This is a genomic window from Halomonas litopenaei (assembly GCF_017303055.1).
In the GTDB taxonomy this organism is placed as follows: domain Bacteria; phylum Pseudomonadota; class Gammaproteobacteria; order Pseudomonadales; family Halomonadaceae; genus Halomonas; species Halomonas litopenaei_A.
Genome location: NZ_JAEKJT010000003.1, coordinates 535,233 through 551,234 on the forward strand (window position 1 = coordinate 535,233; position 16,002 = coordinate 551,234).

Here is a 16,002-nt window from a genome sequence, read left to right on the forward strand (position 1 = left end):
TCAATCGCCCTTCTCAGGGGGCTCGGTCGAGTCCGAGTACTCTTGCGGTACCCTTTGTGCCCACTCTAGCACGCCAGCGAGCAGGCCCCAGGAAAAGCGGTGGTGCTAGGGGACAGTCATGCGCAGTTTGGCTCAGACCCCAGGAGGCCGACCATAAGGATGCTGCCCCCGTGGGCCGGAGCCAGCATCCCTTGCGGCGTCAGACGAAGCGGCCAAGGCCTGAGGCAATGCGCAGGCGGTCCATCAAGGGAGCCGCCTCGGCCCGGGCACGCTCAGCGCCCTTCTTCAGCACTGACTCGATGTGGCCTGGGTCTTCCATCAGGGCGTGATAACGCTCCCGAGGCTCGCGCAGCTGCTCGTTGAGCAGCTCGAAAACGCGATTCTTGGCATCGCCCCAGCCGATACCGGCGACGTAATCGTCTCGCATGGCCTGAGTATCGGACTCGCTGGCAAACGCAGAGTAGATCTGAAACAGCGTACAGCTGTCGGGGTCTTTCGGCTCGCCGGGCTCGAGCGAATTGGTCTTGATCTTGCGCACCAGCTTCAGAAGCTTCTTCTCAGGCACAAACAGCGGAATGGTGTTGTTGTAGCTCTTGGACATCTTGCGTCCGTCGAGTCCACCAAGCACCTGCACGCGCTCATCCACCACCGCCTCGGGCAGCGTGAAGAAGTCTCCTTTGTACAGGTGATTGAAACGGCCAGCCATGTCACGCGCCATTTCAATGTGCTGAATCTGGTCACGCCCCACCGGCACACGATTGGCCTGGAACATGAGAATGTCCGCAGCCATCAGCACCGGATAACCGAACAGGCCCATGGTGACGCCCTTGTCCGGGTCCTGGTTGCCCGCCTCTTCATTGTCTGCCACGGCGGCCTTGTAGGCATGTGCGCGGTTCATCAAGCCCTTGGCGCAGACGCAGGACAGCATCCAGGTCAGCTCGGGAATCTCAGGAATGTCGGACTGCCGATAAAAGATGGCATTGTCGGTATCGAGCCCAAGAGCCATCCAGGTCGCTGCGATTTCCAGGCGTGATTGCTGAACCCGCTGGGGATCCTGACACTTGATCAAGGCATGCAGGTCGGCCAGGAAATAATAGGACTGGACGCTCGGATCGAGACTGGCTTCGATGGCAGGCTTGATGGCACCAACATAATTGCCCAGATGAGGCGTACCGGTCGTGGTAATACCGGTGAGAACCCGGGTCTTGTCGGAGGCTGCGGAAGTAGCGGACATGAACGACACTCTGTATCGGCAAATGCCCGCTATGGTAACGCCAAGGCCGAACGATGGCGACCTGCCCGGCCACATTGCGTCGTGCTGCCAGCAGCGACGCAGTGGACATGCTCAGGGCTCGCCAGTGGAGCGGCGAGCTCTGCCCATCGGGAACAGCGCAGCCCGTCAGCTTAGAACGCTGTCGACACTGACCACAGGAAGTGAGAACGCCTCGCCCACAGCCGCATAGGTCAGCTTGCCGTCGTGCACGTTGAGCCCCGCCGCAAAATGGCGGTCTTCCGCCAGCGCGCGGCGCCATCCCTTATCCGCCAGTGCTACCACAAAGGGTTGCGTGGCATTGGTCAACGCCTGGGTCGAAGTGCGCGCGACCGCACCCGGCATATTGGCCACGCAGTAGTGCACGACGCCATCGACAATATAGGTGGGCGCCGCGTGGGTGGTCGGCCGCGAGGTCTCGAAGCATCCCCCCTGGTCAATGGCCACGTCGACCAGCACCGCACCAGGCTTCATGTCGGCCAGCATGGCCCGGGTAATCAGCTTCGGAGCTGCCGCCCCAGGCACCAGCACCGCACCAATGATCAGATCGGACTCGCGCACCGCCTCATCCAGCGCATCGGCGCAGGAGAACACCGTTTTCATGCGCCCTTGATAGCGGTCATCCAGTGTTTCCAGGCGGGGAATCGACTTGTCCAGCACAGTCACCTCGGCGCCTAGACCCAGCGCCATACGGGCCGCGTTTTCGCCGACGACACCACCACCAATCACGGTGACCCGGGCCGGAGCGACGCCTGGCACGCCTGGCAATAGCACGCCAGCTCCACCCTGCGCCTTCTCCAGACTATGGGCACCCGCCTGTACCGCCATACGTCCTGCAACAGTGCTCATCGGGGCCAGCAGCGGGAGCCCGCCTTGGGCAGCGGTAATGGTTTCATAGGCGATGCAAGTAGCTCCGCTGTCCAGCAGACCCTTGGTCAGGGTTTCCTCGGCAGCCAGATGCAGATAGGTAAACAGGGTATGCTGGGGTCCTAGCCGAGCCACCTCTTCCGGCTGCGGTTCCTTGACCTTGAGAATCAGCTCCGCCGCCTGAAACAAGGCCTCGACGTCGGCCTCGATGGAGGCACCGGCGGCGATGTAGGCATCATCGCTATAGCCAGCACCGTCACCGGCACCGGACTGGACCACCACCTGATGACCACGCTCGCTCAATTCCCGCGCACCACTAGGCGTCAGCGCGACACGGTACTCATGGTTCTTGATTTCCTTGGGTACGGCGATCTGCATGATGGCGTTCTCCACACGTGATAACGATAGCGAGCACCTGTAGTGCTTTTCTCTTCATCACCAGTGAAGCACAAGATTTTTTTGCGGTGGAAGCGCCCCATCAAAAACGGAAAAATCCTTAAAAAGACAGCGACCAGGCAAAACAACCCTCTTCCGTCAGAGGGTTAAACAGCAAGACAGACTGGCAAGGCTGGGGGGGGAGGAGCGCAGCCCCCTCCCGAACGTCACGGCGTGGCAGCGAGCTGGGAGGGGGGCACTTCAAGAGGGTGGAGAGGTTCTTCGGCTTCTGCTCACACCTTCACTTAGTAAAGGGCAAGAAACGCCTTGATCGTATCTTTTAGCGCCATCTCCAGGGGCTGGCTTTCGTCTGTTGCTACTAGTGGATAGACACTCCTGATAAAACGCCTCACTCCATTCACCTCAGCATCAATATAAATAATAAATATCGATGCATCGTTGGGGTTTTCCTCCTCCGAGTACACGCCCCTTAAATACTCCTCACCTGAGAAATATTCTTCAAACTCATTCTGGTCCATGACCGTGAAGCTAAAATCCGCCTCATGGTTCATCATCGATGTCGCTACGGCTGCACCGATAAGCCCGAAAACACTACCTGCTGCCTGAGCTTTTAGCGCCTTTCGCATATTCGAATAGATAACAAAATGATGAACCTTGATTTCAACAGCATCCTCGTCAGGCGAAATAGCATCAAATGCCATATGCTGAAACAGCCTTAACGGAGACGGGTCTGTCGCATCATGATTCACACGGTATATACCGTAGGCATCGCTTGTCACTAGATAACTGAAGGTTTCCAACTCTGACTCTGAAGCCGGCCTAGAATCATGAATAATCACCGACTCCGATTCATGCAAATTATGTACATCCATTTTCATCGGACTGGCGGAGCACCCCACAAGCGCCAAGGCCAACATCAACCAAACCATACATCGCATCTTCACACTCCAGAACATTGTTATTTTCAACAAAAGATAACCTAAGCGTTGATCAAGGCAGAGCTACTACCGAAAGAGCTTAGCCGCAGGTTCTAAGGTCAACACCTGCGCACAAAGACTCCGCCTGTGGCACGCACAATGTGATGTCACACCTGCTTTTTTCATGCCGATACGATAATAGAGACACAGCCATCCGCCATTAGCATTAGCAGCTGGCGTCCTATCGATCGAGCAACATCACTGCCTCCGCCATCATAGAGCTGAGGCGGTCGCGCCCTGCCCCCCCCCTGTCGACAGCAAGCTCAAAGTACGACAATTAACCGAGGGGTTACCAGGCAGAATTATCCTGAATCCAGCATTCGAACGAACCACGTTAGTCACTATCGAGCAATCAAAGAAAAAGCAGAACAGAGTCATTTAAACCGATATCCTAGCTCGCCCTTTGGTGGGCGAAAAAAAGATAACTATCACACTATCTTGAAGTGCCCCCCTCCCGCGCTGCACAGGCTATAGTGCAGCCATCAAGAGGATGACATAAGAAACAAACCTACCGTGAAACGCTAGACTGTGAAGCGTAAGGCCGCTAATTAATGCAAACATCATCGCTGACGGTATGGTTCAGGGCGTCGCCGGTCTAAACCAGGCAGCCCTGTCTCAACCGCACAGGCATTGAGGTCCTTGGTGGCATGAAGGGCGTCGCCAAATGCTCCAGACTCCGGTAGATGCAATGAAGGACTGGCAGAAGAAGCGCCCGGAGCTATTTACCAAGAAAGCTTAGCCGCAAATTCTGAGTGCAACACCTGACCAAACCGGGAAGGTGTTGTATTTATGGCCTAATCCGGACTCTGCACTGAAGAAAGCGCCATGATCCAGGTTAGCCTCGAGCAAGGCTTGAGCATCCGGAAGATGGCGGCTCTGCTCCAGCGGTCTCCGTCGACGATTAGTCGGGAAATCCGTCGAAACGGCTCGCCCGATGGCCGATACCGTGTACCATATGCACAACAGCGTCGCCGAGATCGCAGGGCCGTCTGTCGGCCAAGGCGAAAGCTGCTTTCTGAAAGCCCCCGCTTCGCCTTGATTCAGCACATGTTGCGTCGACGCTTGTCTCCCGAGCAGATCAGCGGCAAGCTCAAGTATATGACTATCCCTAACCTCCGAGACGCCTACGTCGCCGTGAAACAATTTACAACGCTATCTATGCGTTGCCCGTTGGCGAGCTACGAAAAGAGCTGATCCACTGCTTACGGCAAGGAAAGTCCACCCGAAAGCCTCGGCGAGGGCAGGTCGATCGGCGTAATCAGATCCCTGATATGGTCAGCATTCATCTTCGTCCTCCCGAGGTGGAAAAACGTGAATTTCCTGGGCACTGGGAAGGCGACCTGATCAAAGGCAAGGGCAATGTATCCGCTGCTGGTACCCTTGTCGAACTGAAAAGCGGCTACCTGATCCTGGTGAAAATGGATGATGCGACCGCCACCTCCGCCGTGGAAAGTTTCAGCGCTGCACTGAACCTCATGCCACTGGCGGCACGGAAAAGCATGACATTTGACCAGGGGCACGAAATGACACGGCACAGAATACTGGCGTTGCCATCTATTTCTGTGACCCACACAGTCCGTGGCAAAGAGGCGCCAACGAAAACATCAATGGGCTCATACGACAGTACTTGCCCAAGGGGACGGACCTATCGATCTACAGACAGCAGGACCTGGATGACATCGCGCTGGAGCTGAACATGCGTCCACGGAAACGTTTCGACTTCAAGTGCCCCATTGAAATGATGAGTGAGCTAATGGCGAAGTACCATGAAGCTCCTCCATCAACCATTGATCGTGCTGCACTCAGAAACTGTATCCGCCAAGTCATTAATCATCCGGGACTTGACATCTACCTGCCGGCCCCAAAGTACTGCGGTTATTCTATGACTCCAGGATGATCAGTGGGCAGAGGGCGAAGTACTATGAGGTCCTCAATCGATCCATTGATCGTGTTGTACGCAAAAACTGCATCCTCCCTAATCTATTGCTCTACTATTTAAAGCTAAAGGACCTAGTTCGGTCACTGTGAAATATCTCGTTCTGATATCGCTAGCAGGCTCCAGCCCGCCAAAGAATTCGTCAACTTTAACGAAAGTCGAAATTGACAGCAATATCTCTTTAATTTCAGTCATATATATGTCTAACTCACACCACTCACATTCAAAAAACATATTCATGTCAATGCGAGCCACACTATTACAACTAACAAAAAAAATCTTATAAAAACAATAGACAACGTGAGATTATCCGAGATCTCTAACTCTCGAATCACTGTAGAAATATAAATGCTTTCCTCACACCTCTCCATTTTATAAACAATTTCATCAGTGAAACCACTATAGTATTCGCATTTTTCCCCATCAAATAGCGAAACCTCAAACGGTTCACGTGATTTACTCCACAAGTGTTGCATAAGCTTACCTAGATCTTGTATTTCGACGCCTTCTACAACAGCTTCAAAAGAGTCTTTCATATTCTATCAATCGATAAATCTCTTAATCTCCCCATCTGAGTTCAATCTTATTTCCCGACCATCATCAATCTTAGGCATCTTGAGAAGAAATAGTGCGAACTACTGGCATTTCAGTGCATAGTACCTCAACCCAGTCATTCTGAGTCAACACAGCCACATGGATAATGCTGTCTTCCAAGTAAACACCGCAACTTTGCTCTTGGAACCAGTCAAGGAAATCCGATCCTGTTACAATAACTATAGGCCCTATTGGCTCGTCACTTTCTTCCACATCCCAAGACATGGACAAGTAACTTCCTTCGTCCATACTTCTAACTGCCAAATTAGAATAACCAAAATCAACTTCAAAAATTTGTCGATGACCACTACCAAGCTCGGCCACACAAACTCTACACCCACGCTCATCCAACTGTAACGAAACAAAGTCAATCACAGAAGGAAGCTCAAGAGGGATTCTATGGTGAGTTCTTTTCTTCACGACTAATACCTAATTTTAATTCGTGTTCGATCAAGATTTTGAATCTCAAGAGTTGGCTGACTAAAATGCCCTGGAATTCTCTCTGAACTTCTCGAGCGTACTACAACCTTTCGTCCATCTGACAATGTCCCAACTCTTCCAGACCCACCGGAGGGCATAGAAATCTCTCGAACATTACTCAGACCAAGCGAGTCAAAGTCAGCATTTGCCCTGTCATACCCACCATTTTTCTGGAACTGAATGCTCTTTCCACCAGTACTTGGCAATCGAGAGCCTTGAGAGAGCAAATCATCAACAGTCTGTCTTAGTGAAACACCCGCCGCCCCCGATACCCGCGACTGCAGCAACCTTCTAATCCCCGACGCCGCAGCCTTGGCTGCAACACCACCACCCGATAGCGTCAGTACAATGTCAACATCGGTGGTGTCGACTTCAGCGCCGCCCCCCATGGCACTCCAGTAGGCCTGATCATACACCCTGGTGGTATCGGCGGAGCCAGCGCTGCCAATCGAAGCCATCTCGCCCTGGTGGTGGACAGTTGCTCCCAGACTATACGGTGAGTCGAGCCCACTTCCCCAGTAGCTGGAATCCACCGCTCCAAACAGGCTGCCATCTTGGTACTGGGCCTCGCTGGCTTGGAACATGATCACTGGCTCACCGTGAGCGACGATAACTTCTCCATCACTCCACCTGAGCGGCTGACCAACGTACTGTTGCCTTATTTCATTGTAGGCGGCCTGTGCGACCTGAAGGTCATCCAGAAAACGAGCATACTGTGGGTTGTTTGCATTGCTGGATGTGTCCAAGCTGGCGAGCAAGTCACTGAAGGCGGTGGTTTGGCTAGCATCCAACTGAGAGCCAGAGACCAACGCGAACATATCGTCCCAGCTCAGGTCACCAACACTAGGTTCACCCCGCTCCGCTGCTAGCTCGCGAGACCGGTCTGCCAGAACCTCCCGCTCCTGCGGATGCAGCAGCCGGTTATACTGCGTCGCACTGCTCGCCACTTGGGCGCCGATCTGCAGCTCGTTGTCGTCATTGCTAGCGATCTCGGCGGCGATCACGCCGATGATCTGGGAGTTCATTACCAGCAGCCGGCCTTTATCGGCCTGGTTCAGGTCGCTGTACTCTCCAGCGAGCTTGTCGACCAGCAGCTCGTTGGCCCCGGCGGCGAGTGCGCCGGTGGTGAAGTCACCGCCTGCGGCTTCGGCGGCCAGGCCGCCCATGACGGCATGCAGGGCAGCCTTGTTGAGGCTGCCGTTTTCAAGGGAGGTATTGCCGATGGCGTTGAAGCCAGCGGCGGCTAAGGTGTTGGCCAGGCTCGCCTGGAGCGCGTCACCCAGCTCGGCGTCGCCGCCCAGCGCCCGGTCCAGCAGCGCGGAGGTGGTGTTCTGCAACAGCTGATTGGCGCCGAACTGGCCCGCCCCTTGCCAGGTGCCAAGGGGGGCGCCTGTGACGGTCCCGCTATTAGGAAAGCCGGTGGTGGTGCCGGTCTGGGTGCCGGTCCAGCCGTCGTACAGGCCGCTGGTCAGCCCGGCGGTCACGCCCGCCACGGCGTAGCCACGCAGGGCATCACTGGAGGTGACGTCGCCCCAGGCCTCGCCCAGGTCCCCCTGTTGATTGATGGTGCTGACAGCGGCGTTGCTGGCCATGCCCGTCAAGGCGGCGGTGGCGGCCGCATTGGCCCAGCCCGCTGCAGTGGTGGTCGTGGCCGCGGCCCAGGCAGTGCCAGCGGCGGCACTGGCTCCCGCGCTGCTCGCGGCAGCGGCCACTAGCTCACTGGCCGCCCCTGCGGTGAAGTAGGCCACCACAATCGCCACCACCAGCTGCGCGGCGGCGCTCATACCCGAGTGGTCATAGTCCCACTGGTCATGGAGGGCCTTGACCTCGCGCCAGTCGACGTCGCCACGGGCTTCCATCTCGGCCAGCCAGGCTAGGCTCGGGTCGGCCTCGACCATGGCGGTGATGGTCTGGTGGATGCTCTGTTCATCGACCTGCTCGATGTCGACGTTGACGCCCTGGGCGGCGCGGATGATCCGCTCCCCCTGGGCCACCAGCTCACTCTGGCGCAGGGTCTCGACGGTCTCGCCTTCGCCCTTGGCCGACTGCCAGACGGCATTGCTCGAGCTCTTCTCGTGGGTCTCGCTATGCAGGTCGCGGGCATGGGCGAAGGTGATCTCGCCGCCGCTGTCCAGCACCAGGTCGTTGCCCGCATCGAGTCGGGCGCCTTCATAGGTCTGGTCGCCGTCGCTTGCGATGATCAGATCACCACCGCTTTCAATCTCGCTGCCCTGGGCGCGCAGGTCCTGCACTTCATCGAGACGATGCTTGTCACCGCCGAACAGGCCACCTCTCTCGTTCTTCTCGTAGCGGGAGTAATCCTCGTCGTTGGCGGCCAGCAGGGCCACGTCACCACCGGCATACAGATACGCCTCATCACCGGCACTGGCGGTGCTTGCCACCAGGGTGAGATCGCCCCCGGCGGCCACCGTCAGGTCGGTGCCGGCCGCCAACTCGCTGCCTTGCTGACGCACCGTGCGGGTGTCGTAGGTCTTGTTGGGCTTGCGGGTGTGGCTCTCGCTGGAGTTGGCCGCAGACGCCAGGGTGATGTCGCCGCCGGCGACCAGGCCCAGCCCCTCGCCGGCCTCGACGCGGCTGGCGAGCAGGCCGATATCGCCTCCGGCGCTAAGGCTCGCACTGCCTCCCGCCTCAAGAGTACTGCCCACCTGGGTCACGTTATCGGCGGTGGTGATCTGGCGACGACTGACGTCGCGGCTGGCGCCGCGGTCCTCGCCAGAGACAATGGCCATGTCGCGCCCGGCGGCCAGCACCAGGTCATCACCGCTTAAGACCTGACTGGCGTCGATCGCGATATCCCGTCCGGCCTGCCAGGTAAGATCGCCCCCGGCGGTGGTGGTTGAGCCGAGCGTCGTGGCGCTGTCCTGATAATCGCGACCACGGGCATCCTGCCAATGGCTGACGTCCACCACGGCTCCGGCCACGATGTCACGACCGGCGGTCACGGACAGGTCAGCACCGCTTGTCAGGCGGCCACGATTGATCACGTCACGCCCGGCCTGGATGTCGAGTTGATCGCGGGCGCTGATGCTGCCGCCCTGGTCGAGATAGCTGCGATAGTCCCGTGAGGTGCCAGCCGCCACGCTTAGGCGGTCGTTGACCACGTCCCCCTCAAGGGCCGTCAGGCTGACCCGATCGCCGCGAATCTGTCCCCCCATGGCGTTGCGGATATCGTCGCGGGCGGTGAGGGTCAGGGCGTCTCCGGCCTCGACCAGGCCGCCCTGCAACACTGACCCAGCAGCGTAGGCATTAAGATCGTGGGTGGCGCGCAGGGTGCCGACGTTGACCAAGTCACCGCCGCTGATCAGGTCGATGTCACGGCCCTGGATCACCCCACCACCGCGCACGTCTCGGCTGTCCAGGTTGGCCAGGTACAGCACCGGCGCGAGCACCGTCTGGCCGTCGATCTGACGCTCCTCCAGCCAGACGATGTCGTGGGTCAGCGCCGCCACCTGCTCGGGGCTCAAGCCCACCCCCAACGCCAGGGACAAACGGTCCTTCGAGGCCAGGGCGTTATCCATCAGGTAGCGATACTGGGCGTAGTCATCGCCCAGCCCCTCACTGAGATAGCGTTGGCCGGTAGTGGCCAACACCGCCTGGCGGATCAGCCGGGATTCATAGCGACCATCGCCGAGCAGCCGATAGGCCTCGTCGTCGGTGTAGCCGAGCTTGTCGAGCAGGTAGTCGGAACCGCGCCACTGCTCGAGGTTGGTGAATTCCGGGTTGGTCTCGACCAGATAGCGCCCCTGGGCCTCGGGGGCGCGCACGAACAGGCCATAGTCACCTTCCGGCAGCCGGAAGGACGGCGTCTGCGCGATATCGACCCGCAGGAAGGGCGCGTCGTCGAAGACCCAGACGCCGCCTCCCGCGTCAAAGCCAGCGCCCACGCTGGCGTCCAGTGCACCGTCAAGCCCCCCGCCAGCGGTGCTTGGCGTTGCGCCGATATCCACCAGCGACGCATCGCGGCTGGCACCACTGCGGTCCACTCGCGATGGCGCGTTCAGCCCCTGGGCACTGGCCTGGTCGGCATCACGGCCCAGGGTCATGGACAGCGTGGAAACCGGCCCCTGGGTCGCCGCATCACCAAGACGCCCCTGCAACTGGGCCAGGGTATGTTCCTGGATATCTCCGTTATGGAGTTGCTCGGTGGCGGTAATGGAGACACGGCCACCGGCGGAAATCACGGCGGGAGCACCACCAGGGAGAATGGTGCGGGTTTCCACCTCGCTGACCTTGACCACATCATCAGTGAGAAAAGGAAGAGGAAGAAGCGTGTTGCTGCTATCAAATCCACTCGTTGTATTCCAGCTATCGAATCGAGAGTTGGATTCATCAATGAACAATCGATAGAAACGGCCACCGCTGCCGCTATAGCCCATGCAGCGATTAAAGTTTTCTCTCTTTGTACAGGCTAGTGCGTCTTCGTCCGTTGCCAACACGGTGGTTTTTTCGACCAAGGTGTTGGACCGGCCGGTATTTTCCAAGGTGTCAGTACGAATCACCACATCGCCGTTGGCAGCGATGATACTGGCATCATTCACCAGTTCATCGGTGAGCAACGTGACATTACCCCCGGCCACTATTTCGGCAGCAGCGGACTCCAGGCTGACACTATTTTCGAAGCGCTCAACGAGCTGGTATTCACCGAAATGATCGATAGTGCCCAGAAGCGTGATGGTTTCTGTCGCTCCGCTCCCATCATGGCCGTCGTGGTCCACCGTTTTGCGATACATACGAACTTCGTACTGAGTGCCCGAAACTTCACGACCTACCAGCTGTTGCTCTGTAGAAAACGCATCAACGGTATTTGTGACATTGCTCACCGCGACCGTCATATCCCCCTCGGCCTCGATGGTGCCGGAGCGGTTTTCCAGCCGGTCCGCCTTGGCCAAGGCGCTGTTGCGTGCCAGGGTCAGGTCGCCCCGGCTATAGATGTCTCCATAGCGGTTGAACAGCTGCTGCGTATGCAGCGTCATGTCGCCACCGGCGAACAGCAGGGTATCGGGGGCATTGGTGATGCTGGCGCTATCCAGGCGCAGGTCGCCCAGGCTGCCCAGGGTGCCCTGGTTATCGAGCGAGGCCGCGCTCAGGGTCATGTCGCCCTGGCTGGTCAGGCGTCCCAGGTTGGTCACATCACCGCTCAAGCGGAAGGAAGCGTCGCCGGCACTGGCGATGCGCCCGCCGTCCTGGGTCAGGCCGGTGGCGGTCACCTCCAGACGGCCCTGGCTCGACAGCTGCCCGGTATTGTTCAGCGCGCCGTCCAGCGTCAGGGTCAGGCTGTCGTTGGCCGCCACCAGACCGGCATTGACCAGCCCCGCCGTCCGTAGGCTCAAGGCCATGGCGCTGGACAGACGCTCGCTTTGGCCGACGCTCAGCGCGGCGTCACTGGCGAGGACCAGCGGACCATTGGCCTGCCACTGCCCTACCCCCTCGACACGGCCAAGCTCGGCACTGACGCCACCGGTTCCCTGAAGGCGGCCGTTGAGGTTGGCCAACTGCTCGGCCACCAGCTGCACCACCCCGTCACCATCATGGCGTAGCGTTCCATCGCGGTTGTCGATATCCGCAGCGTTCACACGGGCGTCGCGGCTCCCCAGCTCGATCACGCCGCCACGGTTGTCCAGGCGCTGACGCGCGCTGAGGGTCGTCGTCTGACCAGACAGGCTTCTTAGCGTGCCGCCGCCATTGACCAGGCCATCGACGTCAACGCTCAGCGCGGCGCTGGACTCGACCAGGCCTTGCTGGTTGTCGAGCATGCCGGTGGTCAGGCTGAGACCACGACCGGCCAGCTGACCGCCCAGGTTGGTCAGGGCCGCGCTGTCCACCCCCAGCACGCCATTGGCCAGCATTCGTCCGTCGCCGTTATCCAGCGCTCCGCTGAGCTGCACCTCCAGGTCACGCTCCACCGCGGTCAGCGTGCCCTGACGGTTATCGAGGCGCGCCCCGGTCAGGCGGACGCCGTCGCCCTGCAGACGGCCTGCGCGATTGTCGACGGTGGCGATGTCCAGCGTCAGCTCGCCGCCCTGGGCGGCCAGCAGGCCGGCCTGGTTGTCGAGCCGGTCTGCCGTGATGGCGGCATTGCCCTGCACCGCCGCCAGCTGACCGTCGTGGTTATCAAGGCTCGCGGCCTCAAGGGTGAGCCGGTCGGCGCTGATCGACCCGGCCTGATTGTGGATCGCCCCCTCGGCCGCGACGATGGCGAGCGTGCCATCGGCCACGTCGATCACACCGTCGGCGTTATTAAGCGCAGCGTCCTGACCGGTGAGGGTGATCACCGCGCCGTCGCGCTCGGCCAGAATGGCGCCGCCCTGGTTGCCAAGGGTCGTTGCCCTCAGCCCGATCCGGTCCGCCAGCAGCCTGCCCTGGGTGTTGTCGACGCGGGTGGCCGCGACATTCAGCCGAGCGGCCTCCAGCGTGCCCGAGGCGTTGACCAGGTCCTCCTGAACGGTCAGGTCCAGCGTCTCGGCGGCGCTGATCAGCCCTTGCTGCGTGTTATCGACGGTGGTCGCCGCCACGCGGATCCCATCGGCGACGAGCTGGCCCTGTCGATTGTCCAGCCGACCGATATTGACGAGGGACAACTGCTGGCCTACCAGCACGCCCTGGCGGTTATCCACCTGGGTGGCGTCGCTCAACTGCAGCTGTCCGTCGGTGACCTGCAGCCGTCCTCCCTGGTTGTCGAGCGCGCCGTTCAGCGCCAGACCCAGCGCCTGCGTGGCACTGATCAGCCCCCCGGCGTTATGCAGTTCCGCCAAGGTCAGCACCAGCGACTGCCCCAGTACCCGCCCCTGGGTGTTGGACAGCGACCCGGCCGTCAGGCGCAGGTCATCGGCCAGCAGTAGGCCGCCGTCGCGATTGTCGATGCCCTGGTCCGGGTCCAGGCCAAGGTCCAGATCCAGCTGGCCGGCGCTCAGGGTGCCACCACGATTGTCCAGACGCCGGGCCGCGACCTGCAGCTCGCCGTGGTCGGCGTCGAGGACCCCGCCCTGGTTATCGAGGGCGTCATCGATGGCCAGCGTCAGATAGGAGGCGGTCAGGCGGCCGTCCTGGCGATTGTCCAGGCTCCCTGCATCCAGGCGCAGCTCGTCGCCGACCAGCTGCCCCTGACGATTGTCGACGGCGCCTTGCGAGGCCACGCTGAGCCGCCTGGCGACCAGGGTTCCCTGCTGATTGTCGAGGCTGCCCAGGCGCGCCTCGAGACCTCCCTCGACCACCTGAATCTGGCCCTGACGGTTGGCCAGCGCCTGGGTCACCGTCAGCGCCAGAGCATCGTCGGCACTGATCATGCCCCGGGCGTTGTCCAGGGTCTGGCTGTGGATCCGCACATCGCCTGCCAACAGCGCGCCATCACGGTTATCGAACTGCCCTGTGGTGAGCACGACCCGCTCGGCGCCCAAGGTGCCGCCGTCGCGGTTGGCCAGGTGGCCGCTCAGGGTGGCCGTCAGGTCGCCGTCGGCCACCACCTGGCCCCCTGGGTTCTCGAGATGCCGGGCGACGATGGCAAGTTGCCCGGCACTGATGCGACCGTCCGCGTTATCCAGGCTTTCGCTCAGGCTCACGTTCAGGGCGCCGGCGGCAACGGCCTTGCCGCCCTGGTTGTCGAGTTCCGCCGCGGTCAACGTCAGCGAGCCCTGACGGGCCTGCAACGTGCCCCCGGTATTGATGATCTCCCCGTCGCTGGCCAGCGCCAGCGCACCGGTCTCGGCGCTGATCAGACCACTGCGGTTATCGACCCAGGCCGCGCTCAAGGCGATGTCCTTGGCCGCCAGCTGACCCTCGGCATTGTTCCATTGACCGATGTCACCTTTGAGCGAGCCGTCCAGAACAACGCGCCCGCCCTGGTTGTTGAAGCGCTCCAGGTCGAGTCGCAGATCCTGCCCCGGGGCGAACACCAGCGAGCCGCCCAGGTTGGCCAGGCGTCGCGTCTCGAGCTCAAGGGCGCTACCGGCGGACAGGGTCGCCTGGTCTCCACGGTTGATCAGGTCCGGGGCCGACAGCGCCAGCCGCTCGGCGTACAGCGTGCCCTGATTATCGATGCGCGTGGCGCTCAGGCTGGCGTGATCGGCCTGAACACGCCCCTGCTGGTCGATGACATCCGCTGTCAGCGCGACACGCTGTCCCTCCACCAGCCCCTGGTTAGTGAGCTGGGTGGCGTTCAGGGACACGCTGTCCGCCAGGATCTCTCCGCCATTGTCCAGACTCTGGCGCGACGTCAGCGCCAGCTCGCTTGCCAGCATCTGGCCTCGGTTGTGGGTCACGCCGGAGGTCGCGGCCAGACGGTCACTGGCGTCGAGTCGGCCACGGTTGTCCAGGGTGGCGGCGGTGATCGCAAGCTCAGCCCCCGCGCGTCGCTGTCCGCCGCGGACGCCGGCCACTACATCACCGGTGGTGGTCAGGCGCTGCGCTGACAGCGCGATATCCCCACCGCTGGTCAGCCGGCCAGAGATGTCCAGGGCATTGTCGGCCTGAATGTCGGCCCCTTGGTCGGCATGCACGTCACCCCCAAAGCTAGCGTCACTGGACTGGGTGATCAGGCGCGCAGGGGTCGAGGCGTCGGCAAGCCTCAGCTGGCCATCGGCGGTGATGCGAATGTCGCCGGCACTGGCGGCCATGTCACCGGCCAGGCGCACGCCGACCCCGGCGTCGGTACCGACCAGGCGGATGCGCTCGGCGTACATGCCGCCCAAAGCGGAGGAATCGATGGCCAGGGCCGGACGGGACCCTGTGCCACTGCGAGGCGTGGCGTTCAGGCTCGCGGCATCGATATCGTTGGCACCTGCGACGATCGTCAGGTCCTGGGCGTGCAGCTCGGCGTTGAGCGCCGCGGCCCGGGTAAGGATCTCGAACTGATCCACCTCACGGGCGTCCAGCCCCAGCCCCTCGATGGCGACCTGCCCCTGGTCCACCGCGTAGTGGTCCAGCCGGCCATCCTCGATCACCGGCGCACCGGTGGTCAGGGTGACCCGGGGGCTGTTGATGAAACCGCAGCCATCACATGAGATGCCGTAGGGGTTGGCCACCACCACCTTGGCGGCCTGGCCGGCCACTTCGGTGTAGCCCGCCAGTCGGCTCGGATTGCCGCCATTGACCTCATTGAGGATGACCTGGGCCGCCTGACCGCGCAGATTGGCATTGCCGACCACGATGCCGCCAAGCTGGGTCGACTGAGTCTTGCCGGTAGCGTTGTTGAGGATGAGCCCGCGGGCGTCCACGTTGTAGTCGCGAAAGCGGTTGTGGGAGAGCCCCTTGTCGTTGGGGGTGGCGATGTTGACCACCGGCACGCCGTTGCCCGCCTGATCGAGCCGGGTGTTGCCCCCCGGCGCCACCACGATGCCGTCTGCCAGCACCACCACGGGATGCCAGAACAGGGCGTTGATCATGACGATGGCCAGATGGCGAAACAGCGGACGGCGTGGGTTCATCAAACGTCCCTCCTGGAGGGCATGGCACGTATCTGGCGCGGC

At 60.7% G+C, this 16,002-nt stretch carries 5 protein-coding genes and 1 pseudogene; 1 reads left to right on the forward strand and 5 read right to left on the reverse strand.

The window, feature by feature from the left end; genetic code table 11:
• Positions 1-199: 199 nt before the first annotated feature.
• The 3 genes from trpS to JF545_RS06320 form a co-directional block, all read right to left on the reverse strand.
• Positions 200-1,234 carry a tryptophan--tRNA ligase gene (gene trpS / locus JF545_RS06310; protein ID WP_206940351.1) on the reverse strand — a complete coding sequence of 345 codons (1,035 nt, stop codon included), beginning with the start codon at positions 1,232-1,234 and terminating at the stop codon, positions 200-202.
• Between the two features lie 165 nt (positions 1,235-1,399).
• Positions 1,400-2,515: an alanine dehydrogenase gene (gene ald / locus JF545_RS06315; protein ID WP_206940353.1), complete on the reverse strand. Its 1,116-nt coding sequence runs from the start codon at positions 2,513-2,515 to the stop codon at positions 1,400-1,402.
• A 302-nt stretch (positions 2,516-2,817) separates the two neighbouring features.
• A complete protein-coding gene (locus tag JF545_RS06320; protein ID WP_206940355.1) occupies positions 2,818-3,462 on the reverse strand; it encodes a hypothetical protein in 645 nt (214 codons plus the stop codon).
• 873 nt (positions 3,463-4,335) lie between these two features.
• Here JF545_RS06320 and JF545_RS06325 point away from each other — a divergent pair.
• Positions 4,336-5,293: pseudogene (locus JF545_RS06325) on the forward strand (IS30 family transposase); the annotation flags it as partial.
• A gap of 759 nt (positions 5,294-6,052) precedes the next feature.
• Here JF545_RS06325 and JF545_RS06330 read toward each other — a convergent pair.
• Positions 6,053-6,460 carry a hypothetical protein gene (locus JF545_RS06330; protein WP_206940357.1) on the reverse strand — a complete coding sequence of 136 codons (408 nt, stop codon included), beginning with the start codon at positions 6,458-6,460 and terminating at the stop codon, positions 6,053-6,055.
• A 2-nt stretch (positions 6,461-6,462) separates the two neighbouring features.
• The gene (locus tag JF545_RS06335) at positions 6,463-15,960 is read right to left on the reverse strand and encodes a DUF637 domain-containing protein (RefSeq protein ID WP_206940359.1); all 9,498 of its coding nucleotides are present in this window, start codon (positions 15,958-15,960) and stop codon (positions 6,463-6,465) included.
• Positions 15,961-16,002: the final 42 nt, after the last annotated feature.

What these genes read in the sequence shown, in the direction of transcription:
- ald (WP_206940353.1), bottom strand. Translation starts at nt 2,515, where the DNA reads ATGCAGATCGCCGTACCCAAGGAAATCAAGAACCATGAGTACCGTGTC.
- JF545_RS06320 (WP_206940355.1), bottom strand. Translation starts at nt 3,462, where the DNA reads ATGGTTTGGTTGATGTTGGCCTTGGCGCTTGTGGGGTGCTCCGCCAGT.
- JF545_RS06335 (WP_206940359.1), bottom strand. Translation starts at nt 15,960, where the DNA reads ATGAACCCACGCCGTCCGCTGTTTCGCCATCTGGCCATCGTCATGATC.
- trpS (WP_206940351.1), bottom strand. Translation starts at nt 1,234, where the DNA reads ATGTCCGCTACTTCCGCAGCCTCCGACAAGACCCGGGTTCTCACCGGT.